Origin of the sequence: Christiangramia qingdaonensis (genome assembly GCF_048381525.1) — a bacterium.
In the GTDB taxonomy this organism is placed as follows: domain Bacteria; phylum Bacteroidota; class Bacteroidia; order Flavobacteriales; family Flavobacteriaceae; genus Christiangramia.
The window spans coordinates 302,431-326,344 of sequence record NZ_JBLWIM010000015.1 but is presented as its reverse complement, the minus strand read 5'-3'; the positions used below and the strand labels follow the sequence as shown (position 1 = coordinate 326,344).

Below are 23,914 nucleotides of genomic sequence, written 5' to 3'. Positions count from 1 at the left end.
ATTTTCTTTAATGGGAACATTTCAAATAGAAGGCGGTCATCGTTTGAGCGGGGAAATACAACCTCAGGGAGCGAAAAACGAAGCGCTGCAAATTTTATGTGCAGTATTGCTAACCGATGAGAAAGTGGTTATCAATAATATTCCAGATATCCTGGACGTTAACAAGCTTATCAACTTACTAAAAAATCTAGGCGTTAAGATCGAAAAGCTGGGTAAAGGAAGTTACTCCTTTCAGAGCGATGATCTGGACATGGATTATCTTAATAGTGAACAGTTTAAGATCGATGGAGGAGGACTTCGGGGTTCTATCATGATCGTTGGACCTATGCTTGGAAGATTTGGGAAAGGGTTTATTCCGAAGCCGGGTGGTGACAAAATTGGTCGACGCAGGCTAGATACTCACTTCGAAGGTTTTATGAAACTTGGTGCAGATTTCAGATATAACAAAGAAGAACGTTTTTACGGAGTTGAAGCTCCAGAAGGTCTAACTGGAAGTTATATGTTACTTGAAGAAGCTTCAGTAACCGGAACTGCCAACATAGTGATGGCTGCAGTACTAGCTAAAGGAAAAACGACTATTTATAATGCAGCCTGCGAACCGTATTTGCAGCAGTTATGCCTAATGATGAACCGCATGGGTGCCAACATTAGTGGAATTGGTTCTAACATGCTTATTATAGAAGGTGTAGAGAAGCTAGGAGGTTGTGATCATACAATTCTTCCAGATATGATCGAAATTGGATCATGGATTGGCCTTGCCGCTATGACCAAAAGTGAGATCACAATAAAGAATGTAAACTGGGATATGTTGGGTATCATCCCTACTACTTTCAGGAAACTGGGGATTACTGTTGAAAGAAAAGGTGACGATATTTTTATACCTGCACATTCTGAAGGTTATGAGGTGCAAAGCTTTATCGATGGATCGATCATGAATATCAGTGATGCTCCATGGCCAGGATTTACACCAGATCTTTTAAGTATTATACTTGTAATTGCTACTCAAGCAAGGGGGAGTGTTTTGATACATCAGAAGATGTTTGAAAGCAGGTTGTTCTTTGTAGATAAACTTATAGACATGGGAGCCAAGATCATACTTTGTGATCCACATAGAGCTACAGTAATTGGCCATGACTTTCAATCTCAGTTAAAAGCTACTACTATGACCTCTCCAGATATTAGAGCTGGAATCTCCTTATTGATTGCTGCACTTTCAGCAAAAGGAACTTCAACGATACATAATATCGAGCAAATTGACAGAGGTTACGAAAATATTGAAGAAAGATTAAAAGCGATTGGAGCGAAGATCACCAGAATCGCCTAAGGGTTTTTTCTTCGGAAAGCAAAGCATAAAAAAAAGCTGTTCGTTAGAACAGCTTTTTTTATGTTTTATATATTATCAAGTTTAGACTTCTGACTTCGCCTGTTCTTTATGCTCCTTATAATGAAACAGGTTCTGCTCCTTGATCATTTTTGTAGTTTTTTCAGGCAGCATATCTTCCCAGCCACTTTTTCCTTCGCTGATCATTTTCAGAACTTCCCGGGAATAAACATTCAGCGTTTCTGGATTGTAATTCTTAATATCCTCAACACGTCCATTGTATTTAAAGAACTTAAATAATTCTTTCATTCTTGGGTGTACTTTTAGATTTTCGCTGGTAGTAAGCTCACCAGTTTCTTCATCTTTCAGTGGATATAAATAAACCTTCAGATCTTTAAAGAATAATTTTCCGAAGGCCTCAAGAATACCTCCGCTAAGATGTCTATAGTATTTTTCATCAAATACATCAACCAGATTCTGAACACCCATAGTAAGACCCATACGTTGTTTGGAGTATCTGGAGAAGTATTCGACTACCTTAAAGTATTCCTGGAAGTTAGAAATCATAACTGTTTGGCCTAGAGAACATAAGAGCTCAGCTCTGTCCATAAAGTCACGTTCGTCTATTTCACCTTCAGCCCTTAAGTTGGACAGCGTGATCTCGAAGATGATCTCAGTATTTTCTTCAGAAACTTTACTCTCGTTAAAAAACAATTCTTTTGATCTCTCATACATATCCATATTTACTTTAGTAACAGGTCTAAAGCTACCACGAAGGGCCAGGATATTCTTTTTATAAAGTATTTTTGCTGGAAGAACATTGTTACCGTCAGGACCGAACATTACTGCATCGGTCATTCCATTCTTAACTAGCTGTAAGCTCATTAGCCTGTTATCAACATTCTCGAAACGAGGACCTGAGAAATTGATCGTGTCGATCTCGATTTGATCCTTGTCTATATGATCATATAGATAACGTAGTAATTTTTTAGGATTGTCGTACTTGTAATAAGCGCCGTAAATAAGGTTAACACCTAGTATTCCTAAAGTGTTTTGCTGGTGGCGGGCATCATTTTCATGAAATCTTACGTGTAATAGGATTTCATTATATTCTTCTTTAGGATCTACCTGATATCTAATTCCTACCCAACCATGACCTTTGTATTTCTTCGCGAAATCTATGGTAGCTACAGTATTGGCGTAAGTAAAGAATAATTTGTTTGGATGCTTTTCACGAGAAATACGCTCTTCGATAAGATGGGTTTCGTGAGATAACATTTTCTTCAGCCTTGCTTCAGTAACATACCGCCTGTCATCTTCAACTCCGTAAATTGCGTCACTAAAATCCTTATCGTAGGCACTCATTGCCTTTGCGATGGTTCCAGATGCACCTCCAGCTCGAAAGAAGTTTCGCACTGTTTCCTGCCCGGCACCAATTTCAGAAAAAGTTCCGTAGATATTTTCGTTAAGATTGATACGCAGGGCCTTACTATTAATAGAAGGAACATTTTCAAATTCCTTATCGCCCATTATGGTAATTGGCATATTTTATTGTTTAGGTAAGCATTGTTAATTGCGTACTTCAAAAGTACTAAAAGCGGTAGGCATACAAAAAAATATATTTACTTTTGTGTCAAAAATAACAGCATTTGGAAGTTACATTCTTAGGTACTGGAACATCACAAGGCATACCTATAATTGGTGTAGATCACCCGGTTTGCTACAGCGATGATCCTCGTGATAAGAGGCTTCGGGTCTCTGTACTTGTAAACTGGAAAGGAAAGAATATATTGATTGACTGCGGGCCGGATTTCAGACAGCAGATGCTCGCCAATAATGTAAAAAAACTGGATGCTATTTTTTATACACATGAACACAATGACCATACTGCCGGTCTGGATGATATAAGACCATACTTCTTTCGGCAGGGAGATATTCCTATTTTCGCTCATCAAAGAGTTTTAGATTCCCTACGAAGAAAGTTCGATTATATTTTTACTTCGGAAGATCGATATCCCGGAGCTCCCGCAGTTATTGAAAACGTAGTGCGTAATGAGGAGTTTCAATTCGAGGGCTTGAATGTTCTGCCTGTAGATTTTAAGCACAATAAATTACAGGTCTTTGGATACAGAATGGGTGACTTTGCCTATCTCACAGATATAAAGACAATTACCGAAGAAGAGATCGCGAAACTGAAAAATTTAAAAGTTCTGGTAGTAAGCGCTTTAAGAAGAGAACCACATCATTCACATTTTAATCTGGAAGAAGCGCTTGAATTTGTAAAAATGGTGAAGCCGGAAAGAACATATTTTACACATATTAGTCATATGCTTGGATTTCACGCAGAAGTAGAGGAGGAGCTACCTGAGAATGTCCATCTTGCATATGATAACTTAAAAATTGAAATTTAGCATGCGCAGCAAAATTCTAATGTATCTATTCATTTTCGCTTTATTATTCTGCATATTCATCTATGTAAATGATAAAAGAATTCTGGATTCAAAACAGGAAAAGATCGAGCAGCTCGAGGATAAGCTTTCTGAAGTAGAACTCAATCAGGATCAATTGTCTGTAGCAACTTCAGAAGATTACTTCAATCTGGAGGATAATGAAGATGCGATCACTTACTTTCAGAATAATGGAGTAGAGACCGAAGGCCTTATTACGAGAATCGAGGATGCGATCATTTCGCAGAATAGTGCTTCAAATGATAATCCTCTGGTTCCACATGCCGGTATGGAAGGTTCTATGAGGATCAACAAGATAAAAGTGCTTAACCACAAATGGATCATTGCCGACTTTACCGATGGATCTTACTGGGGTGAAGTCTTCCTAACCTACACTATTCAGGAGGACGGTACTCCGGTTTTCAATACTGAGAAGTCATTCCTTTATCCTAAATATTAGAGTTTTTTCTTAAGCCATTCCTTTAGTTCAAAGAAATTCTGAGGAGCAACCCCATGGCCGACTGGAAATTCAGAATAAGTAAAATCTACGCCAAGATTTTCCAAGAATGGTTTTGTTCTGCGAGCCCAGTCTACCGGAATCACCTGATCTTCAGATCCATGTGAGCAGTAAAAAGATAGCTGACTAAGATCATTCTTAAGGTAATCCTGCCCAAATATTTCTTTATTAATATAACCGCTAAGTGCAATTACATTATCGACTTTTTCCGGATACGTCAATGCCACAGCATAACTTAGAATACTTCCCTGGCTAAAACCTAATAAATTGATCTTCGACGCATCTACTGGATAGTTTTCGATCACCTGATCAATAAAAGTAGCGATCATATCTCTTGACTTAATAGCCTGTATATCATCACTAAACTTTCCGTTTTCATTATCAAAATGAATAGCATACCAAGCATTACCATATGGTTGCATTGGGTAAGGCGCTTTAGCTGAAATGATAAACAATTCTTCTGACATTTCATCAGCGAAAGAAAACAGATCGTTTTCATCGCTTCCGTAGCCATGTAGAAGAATAAGTGCAGGCGCATTTTCAACGCTTACTTTAGGTTTTCTTATAATATGATCTAGAACAAAATTTTCTTGCATTACTTAACTGTACTTAAAAATTTCTGAAATAAGGCACCAAGAATAGGCACTTCCTTGGTTTGACCCTGTATTGCTGTAATAATTCCATAGCCCCATAGCACTATGAAAAAAAGGTAGAAGGCTCCTATGATAAACACCTGGTCAAACAACCCCATTAAAGCTCCAATGAGGTAAAAGGTGATATTGATTCCAAATGCCTGCCTTATATGAAAACTAGCAAATTCATTCTTCTCTTCCATATTCATGAAATAGGCAATGATGGTTCCTACAATGGTGATATAAGAGATAATGGCACTGGTCTTTGCGTTACCTTCGGTATTCATAATTATGATCTTAAAATTAATCCGGCATTGTTAACTACTCCAACAGCTTTTCCCTTTAATTGGCTATCCAGAAAGATGCTGTTCTTAGAAGTAGATAGAATATCGTTCTTTCCAAAAGTATAATTTACATCTGGCAGGAATAAGCTAAGATTGGCAGGGCTACCTTCTTCGAGTTTCGTTGTTTCCAGCTTAAAACGTTCTAATCCCGAAGTTAGAAACTTAATGGTTTCTTCAGTAGTAAATATTGTTTGCAAGGCACCAAAGGCCGATTCAAGACCAATACTTCCATACAATGCATTATCAAATTCTACTTTTTTATTTTCCACATCTATTGGATTGTGGTCTGTAGTAACCATATCTATAGTGCCGTCCTTTAATCCATGTATCAGTGCCTCATTATCTAGCTGGGTGCGTAATGGAGGTAAAACCTTTGCATTAGCATCGAAGCTTGCCAGCATTTTGTCTGTAAGAAGCAGATTATGAATCGCCACGCTGCAGGATATATCAAGGCCTTTCTTCTTGGCTTCTCTTATAAGTGTAACCGACTTTGCCGTTGAAATTGTAGGAATATGTAGTTTTCCACCGGTATATTCGAGAATGTAAAGATCGCGAGTGATTTGCAGTTCTTCAGCTAGATTGGGGATTCCTTTAAGGCCCAGGGCAGTACTATTCACATGCTCATTAACCATCCCATTGGTCGCAATTCGATTTTCCTGCGGATAACTTTGTATTAAAGCGTCAAAATTTTGTGCATACTGCAAGGCGATTCTAAGAAGATTGGGATTTTTTAAGGGTGATTTATAATCTCCAAAGCTAATCGCACCGGCCTGTTGCATATCCAGCAATTCAGCCAGATCTACACCTTCACTTTTAATGGTAAGTGCACCAATAGGATAAAGATTTACTGGATGTCCCGAACTTTTAGATTTTACCGCAGATATGGAACCGCTATGGTCAAGTACAGGATTGGTATAAGGATTTAGAGCAACGCCTGTGAACCCTGAGCTTCCAGCAACTTCAAGTCCGTTTTCTATGGTTTCCCTTTCTTCATAACCGGGTTCTCCAAAGCAAACACTACTATCAAACCATCCTCTGGATACATGCAAACCTTCGATCTCTACTTGTTTTACATCCTCCTTTAGTATTTCCTTCTCAATTTCAGTAATTACTCCATTCTCGATATAAATGTCGGTCGTTTGCCCGTTTAGAGGCGAAGACTCATCAATAATTGTAACCGCTTTTAGAAGTAATTTCATTTCAGAAGTTTTAATAATAGCATTTCTATTGCCAGAAATATGAGCGCAAAAATAATAAACCATTTCCAAAGCGAGCTGCTTTCGTTTCCTGCTTTTACTTCGGAAAAATATTCTGCTATAGATTCATGATTCTGGAATGAAAATATCTCTGGATCTAAGTATTCGAGCTCACTTTCGTTTCTTGGTGCGTTGAAACTCAAGTTTGCGAATGTCTTATCCCGGCTCTCAATCCTATAATTTCCGGCATTCAATTCTTCTGTACCAACTTTGATGGAAACCCGGTCTGCAAATCTCTGCTGTTGTGGTATAAAATCCAGTTTATCCCGGGTGAGATGAAGCACATGATCCTCTTCGATTCTTGCCGGTATAGATTTTTCTTCAACTTTTGAAGTCTGATAATAAAGTTGAGCAGGAGGGAGGCTCTGCAGTCCTATCTGATATAAAACAGGTACGATTAGTGGCGAATTCTGAAAATTTGATATTTGCTCATTTAACGGTGCCGTAAAAATATAGGTATTGGAATTGGATAGGAGAAAAGGATCATTACTCTGGAAATCCAGGATGCTGTTACCGGAGATGTTACTGAAATAGCCCGCAACACGGGGATACTCGAAATTTTGAATCCTCTTCTGGAATACATTTTCTAACAGCGGATGGTCAAAATTAATAGTAGTAATGAGTTTATCGCCCTCGATCCATTCAGGTTTAAATCCCAATTGAAATTTTTCTGAAAACCGAATTAACTCATTTCTGTTTTTTGAATTTGGAATAAATAGAACGCTGGACCCTTTGATTGAACGCTGTCGTATATTATTAAGGTTTGCATCACTTAACCTACTCACTTCATTTAAAATGATCAAACTGGCTTGCTGAATATCGTTGTATTCAACTCCATTCGGTTGGCTTATTTTTAGATTAAATTCAGGTTTTGTATATAATCTTTGTAGAAAATTTGAATCACCTTCAGAAATAGCCAGAACATTGATTGGGGTTTGTTCAGAAATACTGAAGTAGACGATATCATCATATTCCAGCCCCTCATCATCTATAACAACTCTTCCGTTAGATATGCTTTGTGATGGTATTGAAAATATGGTTTTTGCATCGGTGTTGTTGGCATCAATTGTTTTCCTGCTCAAAAGTTGATCACCATCATACATGGAAATAATTCTTCCCTCCTTTAGTGAACTTCCAGATAATAGAACTTCGAACTCAAGAATTCCTGCATTTGAATTTAGTAAATAAAGAGAATCGATCTGTAAATTCTGGGTACTTTCAGGGGTTAGTTTTATGCTTGAAATATTATAATCAGAAATATCTAATTCAGTTTGACCTAGAAAACTTTCCTGGAAATCAGAAATAAGAACCAGATTTGAAGAATCAATTTTACGCAGCTGCTGGGATTTCAGCAGAACACTTTTTAGATCCAGTTGTCTGGAGGAATATTTAATTTGCTGAAGTACCTCTCTTAATTCATCACCAGACTTTTGATAATGTACGGCATCATTGGTGATCAGGCTATATTCATATGTGGCATCGATATTTTCAAGAAGTTCGTTTCTGGCTATTTCCAGGAGTTCGTCACCTTGTTTCTTTAATTGCAAACTGTAAGAATTGTCCAGATAAATGATCAAATCTTTAGTTGAAGTTTCAGATTTTGCGGGAAAATAGGGTTTGGCAAACGCAAGTATTAGAAAACCTAGCAGAGACAATCTTGAGAAAAGAACCAAAAACTTCTTGAGTTGAGAGTTTTTGCGTGTTTGCTGCACGACACGTTTCAAAAATTTTACGTTGGTGAAGTCTTCTTTCTGAAATCTGCGTAGTTTAAAAAGATGAACCAGAATAGGAATTATAAGCAAAAACAAAGCATACAGTAATTCCGGATGTTCAAATTGCATAGAAACGAGGCTGTTTCTCAAATATAGCTAAACACTCAGAAGTTTTAGTGCCTGGGAACGCTAAATTTAAAATTACTTCCCTCACCTTCAGTAGAAGAAATACTTACTTTCCCATGCATGGATTCAACCAGTTTTTTTACGGTGGCGAGCCCAATTCCACTACCTACATTACCATCACGGTCGGCGGTATCCAGTGTTGCAAATAACTCAAAGATCTTATCAAATCTTTCCGCAGGAATTCCCTTTCCATTGTCTATAACTTCAAAGTAGTAAAATTCTTCTTCCGCAGTAAATTCGATCCTGACTTTTCTTATATCCTTATCATTATATTTAAGTGCATTACTGATCAAATTCATAAACACCTGAGTGAGTGCTGCTTTGTTCACCGCAGTCAACTCAATATCTTCAGGATAGCTGATCTCAATATTGTTGGAAACCGTATAAAGATCTACGATAGGCTTTAAGAGCTTGCCTAAGTTTATATTTGAAGCTTCTTTTTTAATGACATGGTCACTGCGATAAAAACTTAAAATACCATCAATATAATTCCGTAGAGAATACGAGGCTTCGACCAGAAACTGCAGGTATTGGTTCGTCTCTTCATCAAATTTCTCCTTATTCTCGTCTTTAAGTAATTCACTTAGGGAAATGATATTTGCAAGGGGAGACTTTAGATCGTGAGAAACAAGACTCGCGAATTTTTCTAATTCCTTATATTTTTCTTCCAGTTTGTTCTGAACAGTAAAAAGTTTCTGTTTCTGCTTTCTGGATTCAAATAACTTTAAAGCCTGTTTTGACAAGGCTAGCAAAGCTTTTTCCTGCATGGAACTAAGCTCTTTTTCGAAAGTATCAAAAATACAGAATACCGCTATGGCGTGACCATCGGGATTATATAATGGGACACCAGCGTAAAAACTATACTCAGTAGCATACATCCCTGTAGCGGACTCAAAAATTTCGGGATCTTCAGAGCGTTTGAGACAGAGAATAGGAGTTTTACTTTTGATCGTAAGATCACAAAAAGAATTTTCTCGATCGATTTCAGTTATTTCAGCGCCATGAACTGATTTGTTCCAGATACGATCCCGATCGACAATATTAATTTTAGCGACGGATACCTCGCAGGCGACTGTAGCCAGGAAAGTAAGATTGTCATAATCTTCGTCTGGTCCAGTGTTCACAATTTGATATTCCTTTAACGCGGCCCGCCTTAATTTCTCATTAAAAGTGCCTGAATTTTTCTGCATTACCCCTTATATTCTTGATTTAAAGTTATTTAAATTTAAATAACTTTTTCAGAATAAAAACTTAAACCGGGATATTATGTCTTAATACACTGAACTCGAATACAGTACCTCTATTTTCTTCAGAATTAAGCGTAATAGTACCTCCAAGACTGTTTACCAACTTTTTAACTGTGGAAAGTCCAATTCCATGACCTTTTTTACCTCTACGATCCTGTTTCGCAACCGTAGTAAAAAGATCAAAGATCTTAGACTGCTGTTCCTGGGCGATACCTATCCCATTATCACTGATTTTGAAATTGAAGAAGTGCTCATTTTCAGTACAATCAATGTCTATCACTATTTTTTCGCGATCATTGTACTTAAGACTATTATTAATTAAATTCATAAAAATCTGCCCTATAGCTGAGGCATTTCCATCTATTAATAAATTATTATCGGGTAGATTGATCTCACAGTTGTCTGCGATTTGGAGAAGATCTATGATGTCTTCCAGCATATCGTTCAAAAAGAATTCTTTTATACTACTGTCACCTTGGTGTTCATTGGAATAATGGTCTAGCAAACCATTAATGTATTCACTTAGAGTAAGCCCGGAATCTTTTAGATATGATATATATTTTGCTCCTTCTTCGCCTAATTTTACAGCATATTTGGCTTTTAGAACATCTGCAGTAATGATCATGTTCGCAAGAGGCATCTTAAGATCATGGGATACAGTACTCGCAAATTGTTGCAACACTTTATAGCTTTCATCAAGCTCTTCTTTCATCTTTTCCAATACACTATTGGCTCTACGTGTCTCTAGCAAAAGTTCGACCTGCTTTCCAAGTGATTTTAATGCCATTTTTTGTTCTTCATCCAAATGATGTTCTTTGGAATCATAAACACAAAGCGTCCCCATAGGGTAACCCTTAGTATCCAGTAGAGAGATACCTGCGTAGTAATTAATAGGCGTATCTGCAGTAACGAAGGGATTATCAAAAAAGCGATTATCTTTCGTCGCATCGGGAACTTCCAATAGATTTTCAGGATCTGTAATTGTATGACCACAGAATGAAACATCTCGTGCTGAGCCTTTCAGATCTGTTCCATAACTGGATTTAAAAAAATTGCGGTCGGCATCGATCATATTTACTACCGCGATGGGAGTTTTACAAATATAACTAGCCAGCCTGGTAATATTATCATATGCCTCTTCCGGAAGAGTATCCATAATATTAAGTTCTCGTAGAGACTCAAGTCTTTGAAGTTCATTAACGGGCTTTTCCGGAGTTATCATATAAGCAACCTTTTTTTAGAGTTCAAATAAAGATAAAAATACTGATGTTAAAAATACTAAAACTGATCTTTTTCGTAAACACCCAAACCAAAGAGTGCAAAATCATATTTAACGGGATCTAAAGGATCCATTTTTCTCAATTCCCAATCGAGCTCTTTTACTGCCTTAGCATCGTTCGCTTTCCTGTGCAAAATTCCGAGTTTCCTTGCAATGTTACCAGAATGAACGTCTAAAGGACAGCTTAGTTTAGCGGCAGAAATCGTTTCCCATATTCCAAAATCCACTCCATGATTATCTTTCCTGATCATCCAGCGTAAATACATATTGATCCTTTTTGCTGCTGAATTTTTGAGTGGATCACTCACATGTTTTTCTGTTCTTACCTGGTGAGCTAGTTCAAAAAAGATCTTTTTTAATTCATGAATTGCATTCTGAAGATGGGTTTCAGTCTGATATTTAACAAAAATATCCTCAAGTCCGCCGTGATGAAGATAAATATTCCTAAGAGCTTTTAAAAAATACTTTAGATCATACGCATTAAAAGTACGATGAACAAAACCTTCAAATCTATCAAGGTCTTTATCTGAATGATTCAAAATAAAATCATGCGGAGAATGATCCATTAAAGCCATCATCTGGTTGGCATTTTTCAAAATGCTTTTGCGGTTTCCCCAGGCGATAGTCGCTGCCAGGAAACCCGAAATCTCAATATCTTCCTTCTTCTGAAATAGATGCGGAATGCTAACCGGATCTTCAGCAATAAATGCAGTTGTGTTATACTGAGCGGTTTTGAAATCAAGAAATTCCTTTAAATCTGCTTTCTTCAAATACTGGTTTTTATTTCAGGAGCAATCTTCCCGTCTACCATCGTAAGTTTTCTGTCGGCCATGTTTGCCAGTTCCTCATTATGCGTAACGATCACAAAAGTTTGATCAAATTCATCCCTGAGTCTGAAAAATAATTGGTGAAGGTTCTCAGCCGATTCAGAATCCAGGTTTCCTGAAGGTTCATCTGCAAAGATCACGGCAGGATTATTAATAAGACTTCTGGCTACCGCTATTCTCTGTTGTTCTCCACCACTAAGTTCTCCAGGCTTATGAGAAGCCCTGTTTTTTAGACCAAGAAATTGAAGTAATTCCATAGCGCGAGCTTCAGCTTCCTTTTTCGGAGTTTTATGGATAAACGCCGGAATACAGATATTTTCCAATGCTGTAAACTCTGGAAGCAACTGGTGAAACTGAAAGATAAATCCTATATGCTTGTTTCGAAATTTAGAAAGTTCTCTGGACTTGAGTCCGTAGATATCAGTTCCGTTGATGAGCAGTTCTGAGTTTTTATCCTTTCCTGGTTTGTCCAGAGTACCCAGAATTTGCAATAAAGTCGTTTTTCCCGCACCTGAAGCTCCAACGATCGAAACGATTTCTTTCTTCTTGATATGCAGGTCTACCGACTTCAATACGTGCAGATCCCCGTAATATTTATGTATGTTCTTTGCGATTATCATGAATGCGAAATAGACATTCCGAAATTAGCCAAATTGCAAGCATTCCCCAAGCTAACTGCGGAATATGTTTCGGAGGTTATTGTAATCTATAAAATAAACGACTCTAAGACTTAAATTATGCCTTGCAGGCTTTGAAAATAAATTATCCAGGCTATCTGAATAATTGAGTTCACTCAACTTATCTTCGTTAAAGATCGAATTTCTATACAGTAATACGGCTTCACTACCGGGAGCAAATTGCCAGCGGTAGCTTAAATCCAGATTCCAGATGTTGAAATTAGCGTCTGGATCTCTAAAGGTACTGGTGTCATAATTTGTAGCCTCGAGTTCACCATCTTCAATCAAATTAAGATATGAGTTGTCACCAAAACTAGCCGTGGACCAGAATTGTCTTGCGCTCAAACTTAATCCCTGTTTTGTATTAAAGTTATAATTAGCTCTAATTGAATTTTCCACGGTTTTCTGATCTCTTATTCCGAAGATGATATTGTCATTTACTTTGTTAACGAAACTAGGTCGCTCTTTTTGTAATCCGTAATCAAACTCATAGACCATATTAAACCTGTCACTAAACCTGAATCTAGGTTCAATGCTTAAACCATAATAGGCATAATCTGTATCAAAATATTCTTCCACATAGATCCTTGAGTCCAGCGCAAACTTCTTGCGATAATCTGAAGAAATAAAGAACCTTGAACTTGCAAAAGGTTTGTAGGTTATATAAGTGTCTACAGCCCTGGTTTCAAAATAATCTCTAAACTTTGAATTGAAATCCAAAGATCCTCCAAAAGCAAACCGTTCGCGAGTCATAGCGAAGAAATCTACGCCCATCCCAGTATTGATCGTTTTGTCTGGTTTATATCTTCTACGGTGCTGGCCGTATAGACTAATTTGAAAATTATTAAAATTACCCTGTGGTTCAAAGATCTGGTAGGAAGTTCCCCAGAAGATATTATTATAATTGTTCGTAAAGTTGATGCCAAGGTCGTTAATGTCGAAAGTCTCGTTCGCGAACTCATGAGCAACTCTATACCTGAAATTTCCTTTCGTACGACGTGCTGCGAAATAGGAGGCAAAACCAGTAAGATTCTGGCCAGGAAGGTTGACATTACTCATCTTCGCCTGCCCTTCAACATTAAAACTGTTGGCTTTATTATATACATCAAATAGAAAGCCAGTTACATTTCCATCTCTAAAGTTACCGTCACGTGTTACATTCGTATTAATCAGCGTTATAGAAGAGTTTTTATTAAACCTTTGATCCAGAACTACAATATTATAATTTGCAAGAGGCTCAGTGATCGTGGATCTTGTTTTGCCAGTTACAGTGTCACGATAAACTGCTTTTGCTTCGCTGGTAATGGCATTAAAAACTCCAATACCTAAACCGCGGTCTGTTCTTCCGGAAACCTTCAGGGCATTAATAAGATCTGTTCTACTGGGATTTTCAAGAATTTCCTCACTATCAAGTCTGTTGGTTTGAGCAGCGTTAAAACCAATGGGAGTACTCCCAACTCTTCTTGAATAAAATAAGTTGCCTTTGTTAAATAGCTCGGTTCCTTCAGTAAAGAAAGCACGGTTTTCACCAAAGATCTGTTCAAAAGGCCCTAGATTCAATTCTACTTCATCATAAGCAGTTTGGCCAAAGTCTGGCACTAAGGTCAGGTCTAATGTAAAAGAGTCATTGATTCCATATTTAAGATCCATCCCGGCGTTGAAACTAAAATCGTCATTACCGTCAAAAGAATCAAAAGCAGATTGTATATAAGGGTATAAACTCAGGCGAACAGGTGGATCAATGTTATTAATACCAGTAAGCAAGCCTGTATATTGTGCCATTTGTCCTACCGACTTATTTATATAGTTCCAGACATAGGTCTCATTTCTATGCGTGATCTCGCGAGAAAATTGTAAGCCCCATCGTTGTTTTTCAGTTTCCGGAAATCTCAATGCAGAATAGGGGATCTTCATCTCCAGATACCAACCATTTTCATCCTGTGAAACTGCCGACTCCCATACCACATTGTAACCATAATCTTCCTGAGATCCAGTGATGCGGGCATCTGCTTGTGTTCCGGCGGAAGTTACGATAAACCGGGTCTGGTTTTCACCGTCATCGTAAGTATTGATGTCCATCAAAAAATATTCAGATTGCTGAAGATTATCTCGCTGAGTAAATTGCCTGATCGTTTTATCGGGATCACTTTCCATCATGGTTGCAGCAATGTAGATGGCAAGGTCATCATACAGAATCTTAACTTCGGTAGCGTGAGATTCCGGAATAGGAGTACCATCTCCAGGTTCTACCATTACAAAGTTTTTAGCTATAGAAGCTTTTTTCCATACATCTTCCGAAGCCAATCCATCGATTTTAGGAGCTTCCTGTATACGAGTTGCTTTGTAATTCTTTCTGTTTTCTGAATTTTGTGAGGATAAAATGCTGCAATTGATGATAATAATGAAAAGCAGCCAGTATTTTTTCGACATTTATTGATGAATGTTCAATATTGTTATTTATGTAAAAGTATATGCTTAATCTTTATCGGCAAAGTTTTTCATTAAATTCCCGTTAAACGAGGTATTTTTTGTTTAATTAGACATTAAATTTGATAAACAAAAATTATATTGCAGGTTATGAAAGAAGATAATTTGAAGAAAGCGACTCTTGCCGGGGGATGTTTCTGGTGTACAGAGGCTGTTTTTCAGAGATTAGATGGTGTAGAAAAAGTGGTGTCAGGTTTTACAGGTGGTGCGATCAAGAATCCCGCATATAGAGAGATCATTACAGGTCGCACCGGTCATGCTGAAGCAATACAAATTACGTACGATCCAGGTAAGATTACATACAACGAATTATTAATGGTGTTTTTTGCAACTCATGATCCTACTACGCTTAATAGACAACAGAATGATGTTGGAACTCAATATAGAAGTGCGATATTTTTTCACGATGAAGAGCAGGAGAAGGTTGCTAAAAAAACAATAGAGATCATTGAAGAAGAGAATGCGTTTGACGATCCTATCGTTACCGAAGTTACTGAAGCTTCCGCTTTCTACGTTGCAGAACAGGAACATCAGGACTTCTACAATCAGCACAGGCAACAACCATATTGTCAATTTATAATCGACCCGAAAATAACAAAGCTAAAAAAATACTTTTCAGATAAGCTGAAGCAAACTAATGATCATGGCATATAAATTTTTTGAAGAATATAACCAGGAGGTTACTGGTAAAATGAAACAGAGCTTCCAGGATATCATAGTGGGGGTAGGGGAAAACCCGGAACGCGAGGGAATTGTAAAGACTCCTGAAAGAGCCGCCAAAGCAATGCAATTCTTGACACAGGGGTATGAAATGGATGCGGAAAAAATCCTGAAGAAAGCGATGTTCTCTGAAGATTATGACGAAATGGTTGTGGTAAAGGATATAGAGCTTTATTCTCTTTGCGAGCATCATATGCTGCCATTCTTCGGCAAAGCCCATATAGCATACATTCCTAACGGAAAGATCGTGGGATTAAGTAAACTTCCTCGGGTTGTGGATGTTTTTGCTCGAAGACTACAAGTACAGGAAAGACTAACTCATGATATTCTGGAATGTTTGAACAATACATTGCAGCCACAGGGAGTAGCTGTAGTGATCGAAGCGGTCCATATGTGTATGATGATGCGCGGAGTACAGAAGCAGAATAGTGCTACAACAACCTCGGGTTTCCGTGGACAGTTCAAAGAAATAGAAACCAGGAATGAGTTCCTGAAACTTATAAGCTCAGACCTTAAATAAATTTGGCACTTTATTTGCTTTTATCTAGTCAAAACCAAAAAACATGAAGCTATTTAAAAATAAATTATTTGCAAAAGGTCTGGTATATGACCTTGTAGGGATGGCAACTGTTGCCATTCCCTTTGTAGGTCCGTTTTTGGATTTACTTTGGGCACCATATGCTGCTAAAAAGATGAGAGATATGTATCCGGGTAGAAAAGGTAAATTAGCCTCAGTGCTTGTTTTCATTGAAGAGATCCTTCCTGGGACTGACATCATTCCAACATTTACATTAATGTATTTATATACCTATGTTTGGAAAAAGGAACCTATGATGCAACCACAGGTGATCGAAGTAGAAAGCTACTAGAATTTACCAGATAAAAATTAAAAAGGGCTACTAATAACAGTAGCCCTTTCTAGTTAGATATGGATATTAGCTGAGAGCATTATGTTTCTACCAATATTAGAAATTCCATCATTCTTCAATCTGGACAGGTGTGAGAAATAATCTTTATCAAATAGATTATTCATACTTAGTCGCAATTCAAATAATGCGCTGTTTGTTCTAATTTCAGTTCCGGCCCCCAGGTTAACCAGGCTGTACCCACCAGTTCGGGTTTCGAAACTGCCAGGATTTTCCTGATCAAACACATTTTTTAGTGTTATAAAACTATAAGAACCTGATAATAATTTCCCTTTGTCAAACTCGACCCTGAACGTATTCGTAAGGGAGTTTGCTGGAATTAAGGGTAAGTAATCATCATTGTCCAGTTTTCCGGTTACCGTTTCAAAGCTACTTTCCAGGTGAAGCCAATCCAATGGGTGGGGGTGAAGATGGATACCAATTTCACCTCCATACAATTTAGCATCATCCTGTTGATAACGAAATACGTTTTCATCATCTATAATTTCTCCCGAAGGACTTATAAATATATAGTCATTCACATTATTGGAAAAACCATTAACAAAAGCTTCAAAATGTTGATTTCTCCACTCAACCGCAAGATCAATTTGGAAGTTCTGTTCATTATCAAGATCAGGATTTCCAATTTCATATCTGTTAGCACCATTGTGAGAACCATTAGAGGTTAGTTCAGATAAGTTAGGCGCTCTAAATCCACTCGCAAAATTTAACCTTGAGGTAAGATTATCGGTAATATCGAATTTCGCACCTATAGCTCCATTAAAACTATTGAACTGTCTGTCTACTTCATCCAGAATATCTCCATCCTCTGCGATATATGATTCTGTTTCAATAGACCTGTTGTCATATCTAATTCCCCCTTGTAAATCGATTTTTGATAAATGGTAATGCGCAGTGGCGAAGACCCCAAAGTCAGTAGTTGTCGCATCAGGTATTAGGATTTCCTCACCAAAATTTTCGTTGCTCTGCCACATTCCCTGTACTCCGGCAATAACATCAAGATTATCGAACTTAGGGAAATTGTATTTTAAATTATAGTTCAAGGTTTCCAAATGCATCTCAAGAGCTGGTTCATCACCTTCATGCTCCTCATCTCCATGCTCTTCCCCTTCATGCTCTTCCCCTTCATGTTCTTCCTCTTCATGCTCCTCATCTCCATGCTCTTCCCTTTCATGCTCTTCCCCTTCATGTTCTTCCTCTTCATGCTCTTCACCCTCGTGTTCTTCGTGCTCTTCATCTTCATGATCTTCGTGATGATGATCTTCAAATTCCTGGCGATCATTGAACTGGTAACCAACTTTCAGGTCGATACTGGAATTGTTCAGATAGAACTTGTTGTCAAGACTCAGGATATGGTTGTCAATATTCTGGTAGGGTAGAAGTGGGTCTTTGTTAGTAGATTGAACACCTAATTCATCAGGAATACCAATTTCTGAATTGTTAAAATTATATCGTAGGTCTCCTTTATACACACTATTCTGGAAACCAATCCCTGCTTTAATATCTTTCTCATTGAAACGAGTATTTGTAACTCTTTCTCCATCTCCCGTTTCATAATCACTATGAGCCGCATAACTTCCTCGAGCAATAAACTTTAATCGATCACCAGCAGTAGAAGCCATTAAACTGGTTTGATACCCTAGCGTATTTGTAAAATAATCTGATTCCAGACTTGCTTTGGTGCTGTTCTCATTTGCATATCTTTCAGGATTCAGATATAAAACTCCACCAATCGCATCACTTCCGTAGAGTAAAGAGGCAGGGCCTTTTATCACTTCCACGCTGGCAATTCCTTTTGAACTAATTCCCAGGCCATGCTCATCGCCATATTGCTGATTCTCTAAACGAACTCCCTGGGTATAAACAAGCACGCGATTAGAACTCAATCCTCTAATTACTGGTTTTCCAATACCTAGTCCAGTGGTAAGATTTTCGACTCCCGCAATTTGAGTAATTCCTTCGGAAAGGTTTACAGCGCCATTTTTAGAGAGTTCAGAAACACTTTCGCGTTCCACCTTCATTACATTATCGCTTTGTAATTGGTGAAAAGGAGTGGATACTATAACTTCTTCCATTTCTATTGCTGAAGGTTTTAAAGTAATTGTAATATCCTGGGAAGGTAGAACCACATCCTGTGTATAACTGGCATAACCTATAGAGGATATCACCATTTTGAAATTACCGCTTGGCAGATCTGATATTTTAAAATTACCATCAAGATCTGTCATCGTCCCTCTTTCAAGAGCAGGGAAATAGATATTTGCACTAAGAACTGGTTCCTGGGTGTCCTGATCGGTGATTTTTCCGCTCAGGGAATTCTGTCCATAAATAATAGACTGCACTGCCAATAGCAGTGTCAATAACATTGTGTTACGCATTGAAATATTTTAAATGATTATTACTGAATTAGCCTGCAATAGATAAAGCAGGTGGACCACGTAGCTCATAGCACAATGGTTCGTAATCATTTAAAAATCGATAATAATCGTAGGTAAGAGTAGAGGTATAGAAAACCTCAGCAAATTCAAAACTCTGGAAGTCCAGAGATATTATTGGATTCTTTTGAAACTTATGAAGTTCGCAATCTAAGGACTTATCATGATAATGTTGATCTGCATAATTATCACACAATTTATGTCCATGACCTGAAAAAGTATGAGAAAAACTCACTCCAGTAGGAAGCAGTATAAGGACTGCTGTAAATGTTAGGAGTATGTTCTTCAGTAAAGTCATTTAAGAATTGAACATTTTAGCAAAACCCAGCCTGCTCAACATTTTCTTTTCGAAAGCCCAGAAAAATTGAAATTGACCAAAGATCCAACCAAAACTAACCAGTAAAACCTGGTAGATTGGAAAGATCAATAAAATTCGAAGTGTCCAGTAAATGCTCCAATGTGTAGTTTCAGAAGTGATTCCGAGAAATTCACAGAGCGGACCAGCAATTTTCGCAGAGGAAGAACCCGTGATGGCAAATACCAGCAATATGACGAAGAGCTGCCAGTTATCATCAATTCCCCATCTAGCCTTCAATTTTTTCATACGGCAAATATACGATTTTGCTTAAAAAATCAAATTCGTGTAGGAACACTAAATCGTTGATTGTAATGTCTGCTGAAAAAAACAAAATAATTGTACAGCAAATAATTCACCTCATACCCATAATCTATATTCGGATCGTAGTTTATTTGATTGATATATAAATTAGGATCGTAGGTTTGTGGCTGCATAACCCTCGTATTATATTCAGTTACCAAAAACTGATTTTTATTCTCCAAATAGGACTGCGTGTGATATCCTCTTGGACGTGCCACAGAGTTTATAAATAAATTGAAACCTGGCTCAATAATGATAATTTCATATTCGAGACTATCATTGGCTATGCGAACTGTATCATTAGTAGCATCCTTATCCTTTAAATCTCTGGATCTCCCGGAGCCACAACTGTAAATAAATAAGGCCAGTAGGCAAATGTAAATTAGATTCTTCATAACAATTTAATTAGCTGCAATAAGTGTTCCCTATTTCCCTCCTGTAAATCCTCCTAAAATGCTATCTTCGGAAGAGTCTTTATCTTCCAGAGCAATTCTTCCTGCAGGTTTGATAAGATCTGCGGAATCATTTGATCCGCTCGTAATTACTTTTATAAATTCTTCTGAAGATTTTTCAGAAGCACCTAATAAAGTTCTTTTAATTTCAGTTAGCTCCAATTGGCCGTTTATAGATTGGATTTCAGAAATGATTGAAACTATAATGTTTTCAGCAATGTTTAAAAATCTGGCTGAATTATTAGACTCTACCTTAAATGTATTTAGCAGTAATGAGTTCATCACCTTTTTATCTTCCGAAGAGATAATAGAACTTTCCTTCAATAAATCGGCAAACTTCAAATCACTAAATTTTGCCAGCGCTGATCTGGATTCAGATAGTTCGACTCTTGAAATAGTCCACGGCAATAGGCTTGCAAAAATTTGCAGAACCAAGTCTTCCTCCAGGTTTAGTTCTTTATGAGTATTTTGGATGAGCTCCTTACCTGATGAAATTTTGAAAAGGTCCAGAATGTTTGCCATTGCCTTTTATTTTTTAAAGATCTTGATAATTTGATGTGCCAATTCTTCTCCAATTCTTTCCTGAGCTTCACTAGTTGCAGCACCAATATGCGGACTAAGGGAAATACTTTCGTTCATCAACAATTTTATGGCTGGGGAAGGTTCGTTCTCAAAAGTATCTAAAGCAGCAAAAGAAACTTTTTCTTCTTCGATCGCTATCAGGAGCGCCTCTTCATCTAGAATCCCACCACGAGCGGTGTTAATGATTCCCACACCCTTTTTCATTTTATCAAATTCAGCTTTACCAATAATTGGCTTAGACTGTGCGGGAACATGTAAACTTATAAAATCTGCATGCTCTATTAGTTGCTCTACGGGTTCAGTCTTGATAGGAATAGTAACCTTCTGATCATTGTAGAACCCCAGTGTGATCTCGGTTTCTCCCACTTCCTTGTCGCTTGCAACCACACGCATTCCAACTCCCAAAGCAATTTTAGCTACTTCACGACCAATTCTTCCCAGACCTATAATTCCTAGAGTTTTACCACGTAATTCAGATCCGCCAGCATAAGATTTTTTAAGATCCTTAAATCTTGAATCTCCTTCCAAAGGCATATTTCTATTGGAATCATGCAGTTTTCTGGCACCTCCAAAAAGGTGAGCAAAAACAAGCTCTGCTACAGAAGCTGAAGAAGCTTCCGGCGTATTTATTACCGAGATACCTTTACTTTGGGCGTATTCCACGTCAATATTATCCATGCCAACACCACCGCGTCCAATAACTTTAAGATGTATACAGTTATCTATAATATTCTTGCGAACCACTGTTGCACTGCGTACAAGAAGGACGCTAATTCCATTACTTTTTAAGTAATCTTCCAGTTGATCCTGGGCAACTTTCTTAATGATGACTTCAAAGCCGGCATCCTTTAATAGTTGTACACCACTTTGAGATAAACCGTCATTTGCTAATACTTTCATTCTAATTTATGTCTGGATTAGTTTATTTCTTTCTCTAATTTCTGCATGAGATCTACTACTACCTGAGCACTTTCTATTGATAATGCATTGTACATGGAAGCTCTGTATCCACCAACACTTCTATGTCCGCTAAGACCATTCACGCCAGCATCCTTCCACATATTATCGAATTGTTCTTTATGAGACTCATCTTTAAGGTTAAAAGTAGGGTTCATTGGTGACCTGTCTTCTTTAGCGGCGAAACCTTCGAATAAAGGATTACGATCAATTTCATCATATAAAAGAGCTGCTTTCTCTGCATTTCTTTTTTCCATAGCAGCGATACCACCGTTCCTTTTGATCCATCGCATGGTAAGCATAGAAACATATACCGCGTAAACAGGAGGTGTATTGAACATACTATCCTTGGAGATATGTACCTGATAATCCAACATGCTTGGGATCTTACGGTCAACTTTGCCTAAAATGCTTTCTTTTACAACGACAAGAACAGTTCCAGCTGGTCCCATATTTTTCTGGGCTCCGGCATAAATAAGATCAAAATCTTCAAAATTAAGTTGTCTAGAAAATATATCACTACTCATGTCGCAAACGATGGGAGCATCAGTTTTTGGAAATTCCTTTATCTGTGTTCCAAAAATTGTATTGTTACTGGTGCAGTGAAAATAGTCTGCATCTTCAGGAATTGAATAGTCTTTCGGAATATAATTGAAGTTCTTGTCTTTTGAGGATGCTACTTCGATCACCTCACCAAATAATTTAGCTTCCTTGATCGCTTTAGAGGACCACGTACCTGTATTAAGATAGGCCGCTTTGTTATTCAGTAGATTGTAAGCAGTCATTAAAAATTGCATACTCGCGCCTCCCTGAAGAAAAAGTGCTTTGTAACCTTTATCCTGCAAACCCAAAAGTTCAAGAGCCAGATTCTGTGCTTCTTCCATAACCGACACGAAATCTGCACTACGGTGAGAAATTTCAAGTATAGAGAGACCTGAGTTATTAAAATCCAGAATCGCTTGCGAAGCTTCCTGAAATACTTCCTGTGGTAATATGCATGGACCTGCGCTGAAATTATGCTTTTTCATTGATGTGTATAATTAATGTGTATTCACAAAGATGCCAAATTTCGAAAGTCTTTGCTGTTATCGAAATGATAAGATTAAAGTTTACTAAGGAACTTTATTGTATCAATATTATCTGCGTAATCCCAAAGTTCTGGTTGTTGTGTTTTTCCGAATGCAACTTCGCTAGCCTCTGGATCTTTCCTTACTACACACTGCAATTTTTCGGAATTGGATTCTAGAACGTCTTTCAGGTTATCGTCATCCTTGTAGGTTTGGTAAAAAACTGTTGCTATAGGAGAGCCAAAACTTTCATCCTCTTTCAGCATTAAGAAACCATTATCAAGGATCTTATATTCACTCATTAAATAAACCGCCTTGTTGTAATCATAGTTATTGGCATATTTATTTTCGTTGATAATAGGATTCCAGGAATACATTGCCTTGAAAAACTGGTCAAAATCATATCCTTCAGGCACATATAATTTGGAGACGTTACGGCAGCCAAGACCATAATATAGAAAGATATCTTCACTCAAAGCCTCCAGTTCCTCTTTGGACTCTTTACCAGTAAGGATAGCTATAGAATTTCTGTTCTTGCGAACAATGCTTGGTTTTCCTTTAAAGTAATATTCAAAATATCGGGCTGTATTATCACTCCCGGTTGCGATCACTGCATCAAAGTTCTCTAATTTACCTTTGGTGAATTCTATACGGTTCTTATATTCTGAATTCTGCTCGATAAGAAATTGAGCAATGATAGGTAGTAATAGCTCATCACTGGAAGATTGTTTTATCTGTATTTTGTGATCACAGATGATCGTGGAAATAAAATCATGGAAACCAACCAGGGGAATATTTCCAGCCATGACAATCCCAATTTTTTTTCCCCCAGAATTGGAAAGATCATAGCGACCTATCCATTTTTTAATATTCTCGAATTTTAAGGCTTCACTCCACTGCTGAAGCGAGAATATAATATTTTCCCGGGTAAACCATCCGTTACGATGAATGGAAGCATCGATCTTCTCATGCATCTCATTAGTAAGCTCGTCTAATTCTGAAAAATCTGGATGTTTTTGAACTCCATCGATCTGAAACTGACCTAAAAATTTTCCTAATGCAACAAGGTTTGAAGTATGCTCTTCGATTGTCATGTTCATATTTGGTTATGAGGGTGGCCTATCTTAAATTTGTGAAGCGAAATTAAAGTTTCCGAAGCTATTAACCATAATTTTCTCTAAAAGC

Annotated in this window: 24 protein-coding genes; 6 read left to right on the top strand and 18 right to left on the bottom strand. The window is 37.6% G+C overall.

The genetic code is table 11. From position 1 onward, the window contains the following. Positions 1–10: 10 nt before the first annotated feature. Positions 11–1,324 carry a UDP-N-acetylglucosamine 1-carboxyvinyltransferase gene (gene murA / locus ACNI3T_RS12850; RefSeq protein WP_418228140.1) on the top strand — a complete coding sequence of 438 codons (1,314 nt, stop codon included), beginning with the start codon at positions 11–13 and terminating at the stop codon, positions 1,322–1,324. A gap of 81 nt (positions 1,325–1,405) precedes the next feature. On the opposite strand, the gene ACNI3T_RS12845 is transcribed toward murA, so the two are convergent. Continuing rightward, positions 1,406–2,866 (bottom strand): TonB-dependent receptor, encoded by a 1,461-nt coding sequence (locus ACNI3T_RS12845; RefSeq protein ID WP_322300346.1) that lies wholly within the window; start codon positions 2,864–2,866, stop codon positions 1,406–1,408. Between the two features lie 104 nt (positions 2,867–2,970). Here ACNI3T_RS12845 and ACNI3T_RS12840 point away from each other — a divergent pair, with 104 nt between their 5' ends. After that, on the top strand, positions 2,971–3,732 hold the full coding sequence (locus tag ACNI3T_RS12840) for an MBL fold metallo-hydrolase (RefSeq protein WP_418228139.1): 762 nt from the start codon (positions 2,971–2,973) through the stop codon (positions 3,730–3,732). 1 nt (position 3,733) lies between these two features. Further along, complete coding sequence (locus ACNI3T_RS12835; protein WP_418228138.1) at positions 3,734–4,228, top strand: hypothetical protein; 495 nt, start codon at positions 3,734–3,736, stop codon at positions 4,226–4,228. Here the strand turns inward: ACNI3T_RS12835 and ACNI3T_RS12830 are convergent. The 9 genes from ACNI3T_RS12830 to ACNI3T_RS12790 all read right to left on the bottom strand — a co-directional run bounded on the left by ACNI3T_RS12830 (position 4,225) and on the right by ACNI3T_RS12790 (position 14,875). Then, a complete protein-coding gene (locus ACNI3T_RS12830) occupies positions 4,225–4,881 on the bottom strand; it encodes an alpha/beta hydrolase (RefSeq protein WP_418228137.1) in 657 nt (218 codons plus the stop codon). The two genes, ACNI3T_RS12835 and ACNI3T_RS12830, sit on opposite strands and share 4 nt — an antisense overlap. Further along, positions 4,881–5,204, bottom strand: a complete 324-nt coding sequence (locus ACNI3T_RS12825) for a magnetosome magnetite crystal formation protein family (protein ID WP_141877857.1) — start codon at positions 5,202–5,204, stop codon at positions 4,881–4,883. The genes ACNI3T_RS12830 and ACNI3T_RS12825 overlap by 1 nt, the downstream gene beginning before the upstream one ends. Before the next feature lie 2 nt (positions 5,205–5,206). Then, a complete protein-coding gene (locus tag ACNI3T_RS12820) occupies positions 5,207–6,460 on the bottom strand; it encodes a dihydroorotase (protein WP_418228136.1) in 1,254 nt (417 codons plus the stop codon). Then, on the bottom strand, positions 6,457–8,358 hold the full coding sequence (locus tag ACNI3T_RS12815) for a BatA domain-containing protein (protein WP_418228135.1): 1,902 nt from the start codon (positions 8,356–8,358) through the stop codon (positions 6,457–6,459). The genes ACNI3T_RS12820 and ACNI3T_RS12815 overlap by 4 nt, the downstream gene beginning before the upstream one ends. A 44-nt stretch (positions 8,359–8,402) precedes the next feature. Continuing rightward, positions 8,403–9,605, bottom strand: coding sequence for a GAF domain-containing sensor histidine kinase (locus tag ACNI3T_RS12810; protein WP_418228134.1), 1,203 nt, complete (start codon positions 9,603–9,605; stop codon positions 8,403–8,405). 61 nt (positions 9,606–9,666) lie between these two features. Then, positions 9,667–10,884 carry a GAF domain-containing sensor histidine kinase gene (locus ACNI3T_RS12805; protein WP_322300338.1) on the bottom strand — a complete coding sequence of 406 codons (1,218 nt, stop codon included), beginning with the start codon at positions 10,882–10,884 and terminating at the stop codon, positions 9,667–9,669. A gap of 56 nt (positions 10,885–10,940) precedes the next feature. Beyond that, positions 10,941–11,711, bottom strand: coding sequence for a TIGR02757 family protein (locus tag ACNI3T_RS12800; RefSeq protein WP_418228133.1), 771 nt, complete (start codon positions 11,709–11,711; stop codon positions 10,941–10,943). Continuing rightward, entirely contained in the window at positions 11,708–12,388 is a 681-nt protein-coding gene (locus ACNI3T_RS12795) for an ABC transporter ATP-binding protein (protein WP_322300336.1), read from the bottom strand. The genes ACNI3T_RS12800 and ACNI3T_RS12795 overlap by 4 nt, the downstream gene beginning before the upstream one ends. Positions 12,389–12,439: 51 nt before the next feature. Continuing rightward, positions 12,440–14,875, bottom strand: a complete 2,436-nt coding sequence (locus ACNI3T_RS12790; protein ID WP_418228132.1) for a DUF5916 domain-containing protein — start codon at positions 14,873–14,875, stop codon at positions 12,440–12,442. Between the two features lie 147 nt (positions 14,876–15,022). On the opposite strand from ACNI3T_RS12790, the gene msrA reads away from it, so the two are divergent. The 3 genes from msrA to ACNI3T_RS12775 are packed head-to-tail and all read left to right on the top strand — an operon-like array spanning position 15,023 to position 16,521. Beyond that, entirely contained in the window at positions 15,023–15,586 is a 564-nt protein-coding gene (gene msrA, locus ACNI3T_RS12785) for a peptide-methionine (S)-S-oxide reductase MsrA (protein ID WP_418228131.1), read from the top strand. Next, positions 15,576–16,172 (top strand): GTP cyclohydrolase I FolE, encoded by a 597-nt coding sequence (gene folE / locus ACNI3T_RS12780; protein WP_298247227.1) that lies wholly within the window; start codon positions 15,576–15,578, stop codon positions 16,170–16,172. The genes msrA and folE overlap by 11 nt, the downstream gene beginning before the upstream one ends. Positions 16,173–16,215: 43 nt before the next feature. Continuing rightward, the gene (locus ACNI3T_RS12775) at positions 16,216–16,521 is read left to right on the top strand and encodes a hypothetical protein (RefSeq protein WP_141877847.1); all 306 of its coding nucleotides are present in this window, start codon (positions 16,216–16,218) and stop codon (positions 16,519–16,521) included. Positions 16,522–16,574: 53 nt separating this feature from the next. Here the strand turns inward: ACNI3T_RS12775 and ACNI3T_RS12770 are convergent, their stop codons facing one another. From ACNI3T_RS12770 to ACNI3T_RS12735, 8 genes are all read right to left on the bottom strand, one after another. Beyond that, the gene (locus tag ACNI3T_RS12770) at positions 16,575–18,956 is read right to left on the bottom strand and encodes a TonB-dependent receptor (RefSeq protein ID WP_418228130.1); all 2,382 of its coding nucleotides are present in this window, start codon (positions 18,954–18,956) and stop codon (positions 16,575–16,577) included. A gap of 28 nt (positions 18,957–18,984) precedes the next feature. Then, entirely contained in the window at positions 18,985–19,311 is a 327-nt protein-coding gene (locus tag ACNI3T_RS12765; protein ID WP_418228129.1) for a hypothetical protein, read from the bottom strand. Further along, complete coding sequence (locus ACNI3T_RS12760; protein WP_322300330.1) at positions 19,312–19,617, bottom strand: DUF6787 family protein; 306 nt, start codon at positions 19,615–19,617, stop codon at positions 19,312–19,314. Positions 19,618–19,646: 29 nt separating this feature from the next. Beyond that, on the bottom strand, positions 19,647–20,066 hold the full coding sequence (locus ACNI3T_RS12755; RefSeq protein ID WP_418228128.1) for a DUF6146 family protein: 420 nt from the start codon (positions 20,064–20,066) through the stop codon (positions 19,647–19,649). A gap of 30 nt (positions 20,067–20,096) precedes the next feature. Next, on the bottom strand, positions 20,097–20,645 hold the full coding sequence (locus ACNI3T_RS12750) for a hypothetical protein (RefSeq protein ID WP_418228127.1): 549 nt from the start codon (positions 20,643–20,645) through the stop codon (positions 20,097–20,099). Positions 20,646–20,651: 6 nt separating this feature from the next. Next, positions 20,652–21,605: a D-2-hydroxyacid dehydrogenase gene (locus ACNI3T_RS12745; RefSeq protein ID WP_418228126.1), complete on the bottom strand. Its 954-nt coding sequence runs from the start codon at positions 21,603–21,605 to the stop codon at positions 20,652–20,654. A gap of 17 nt (positions 21,606–21,622) precedes the next feature. Next, on the bottom strand, positions 21,623–22,690 hold the full coding sequence (gene serC, locus ACNI3T_RS12740; protein WP_418228125.1) for a 3-phosphoserine/phosphohydroxythreonine transaminase: 1,068 nt from the start codon (positions 22,688–22,690) through the stop codon (positions 21,623–21,625). 74 nt (positions 22,691–22,764) lie between these two features. Further along, a complete protein-coding gene (locus ACNI3T_RS12735; protein ID WP_418228124.1) occupies positions 22,765–23,829 on the bottom strand; it encodes an acyl-CoA reductase in 1,065 nt (354 codons plus the stop codon). Between the last annotated feature and the right edge of the window lie 85 nt (positions 23,830–23,914).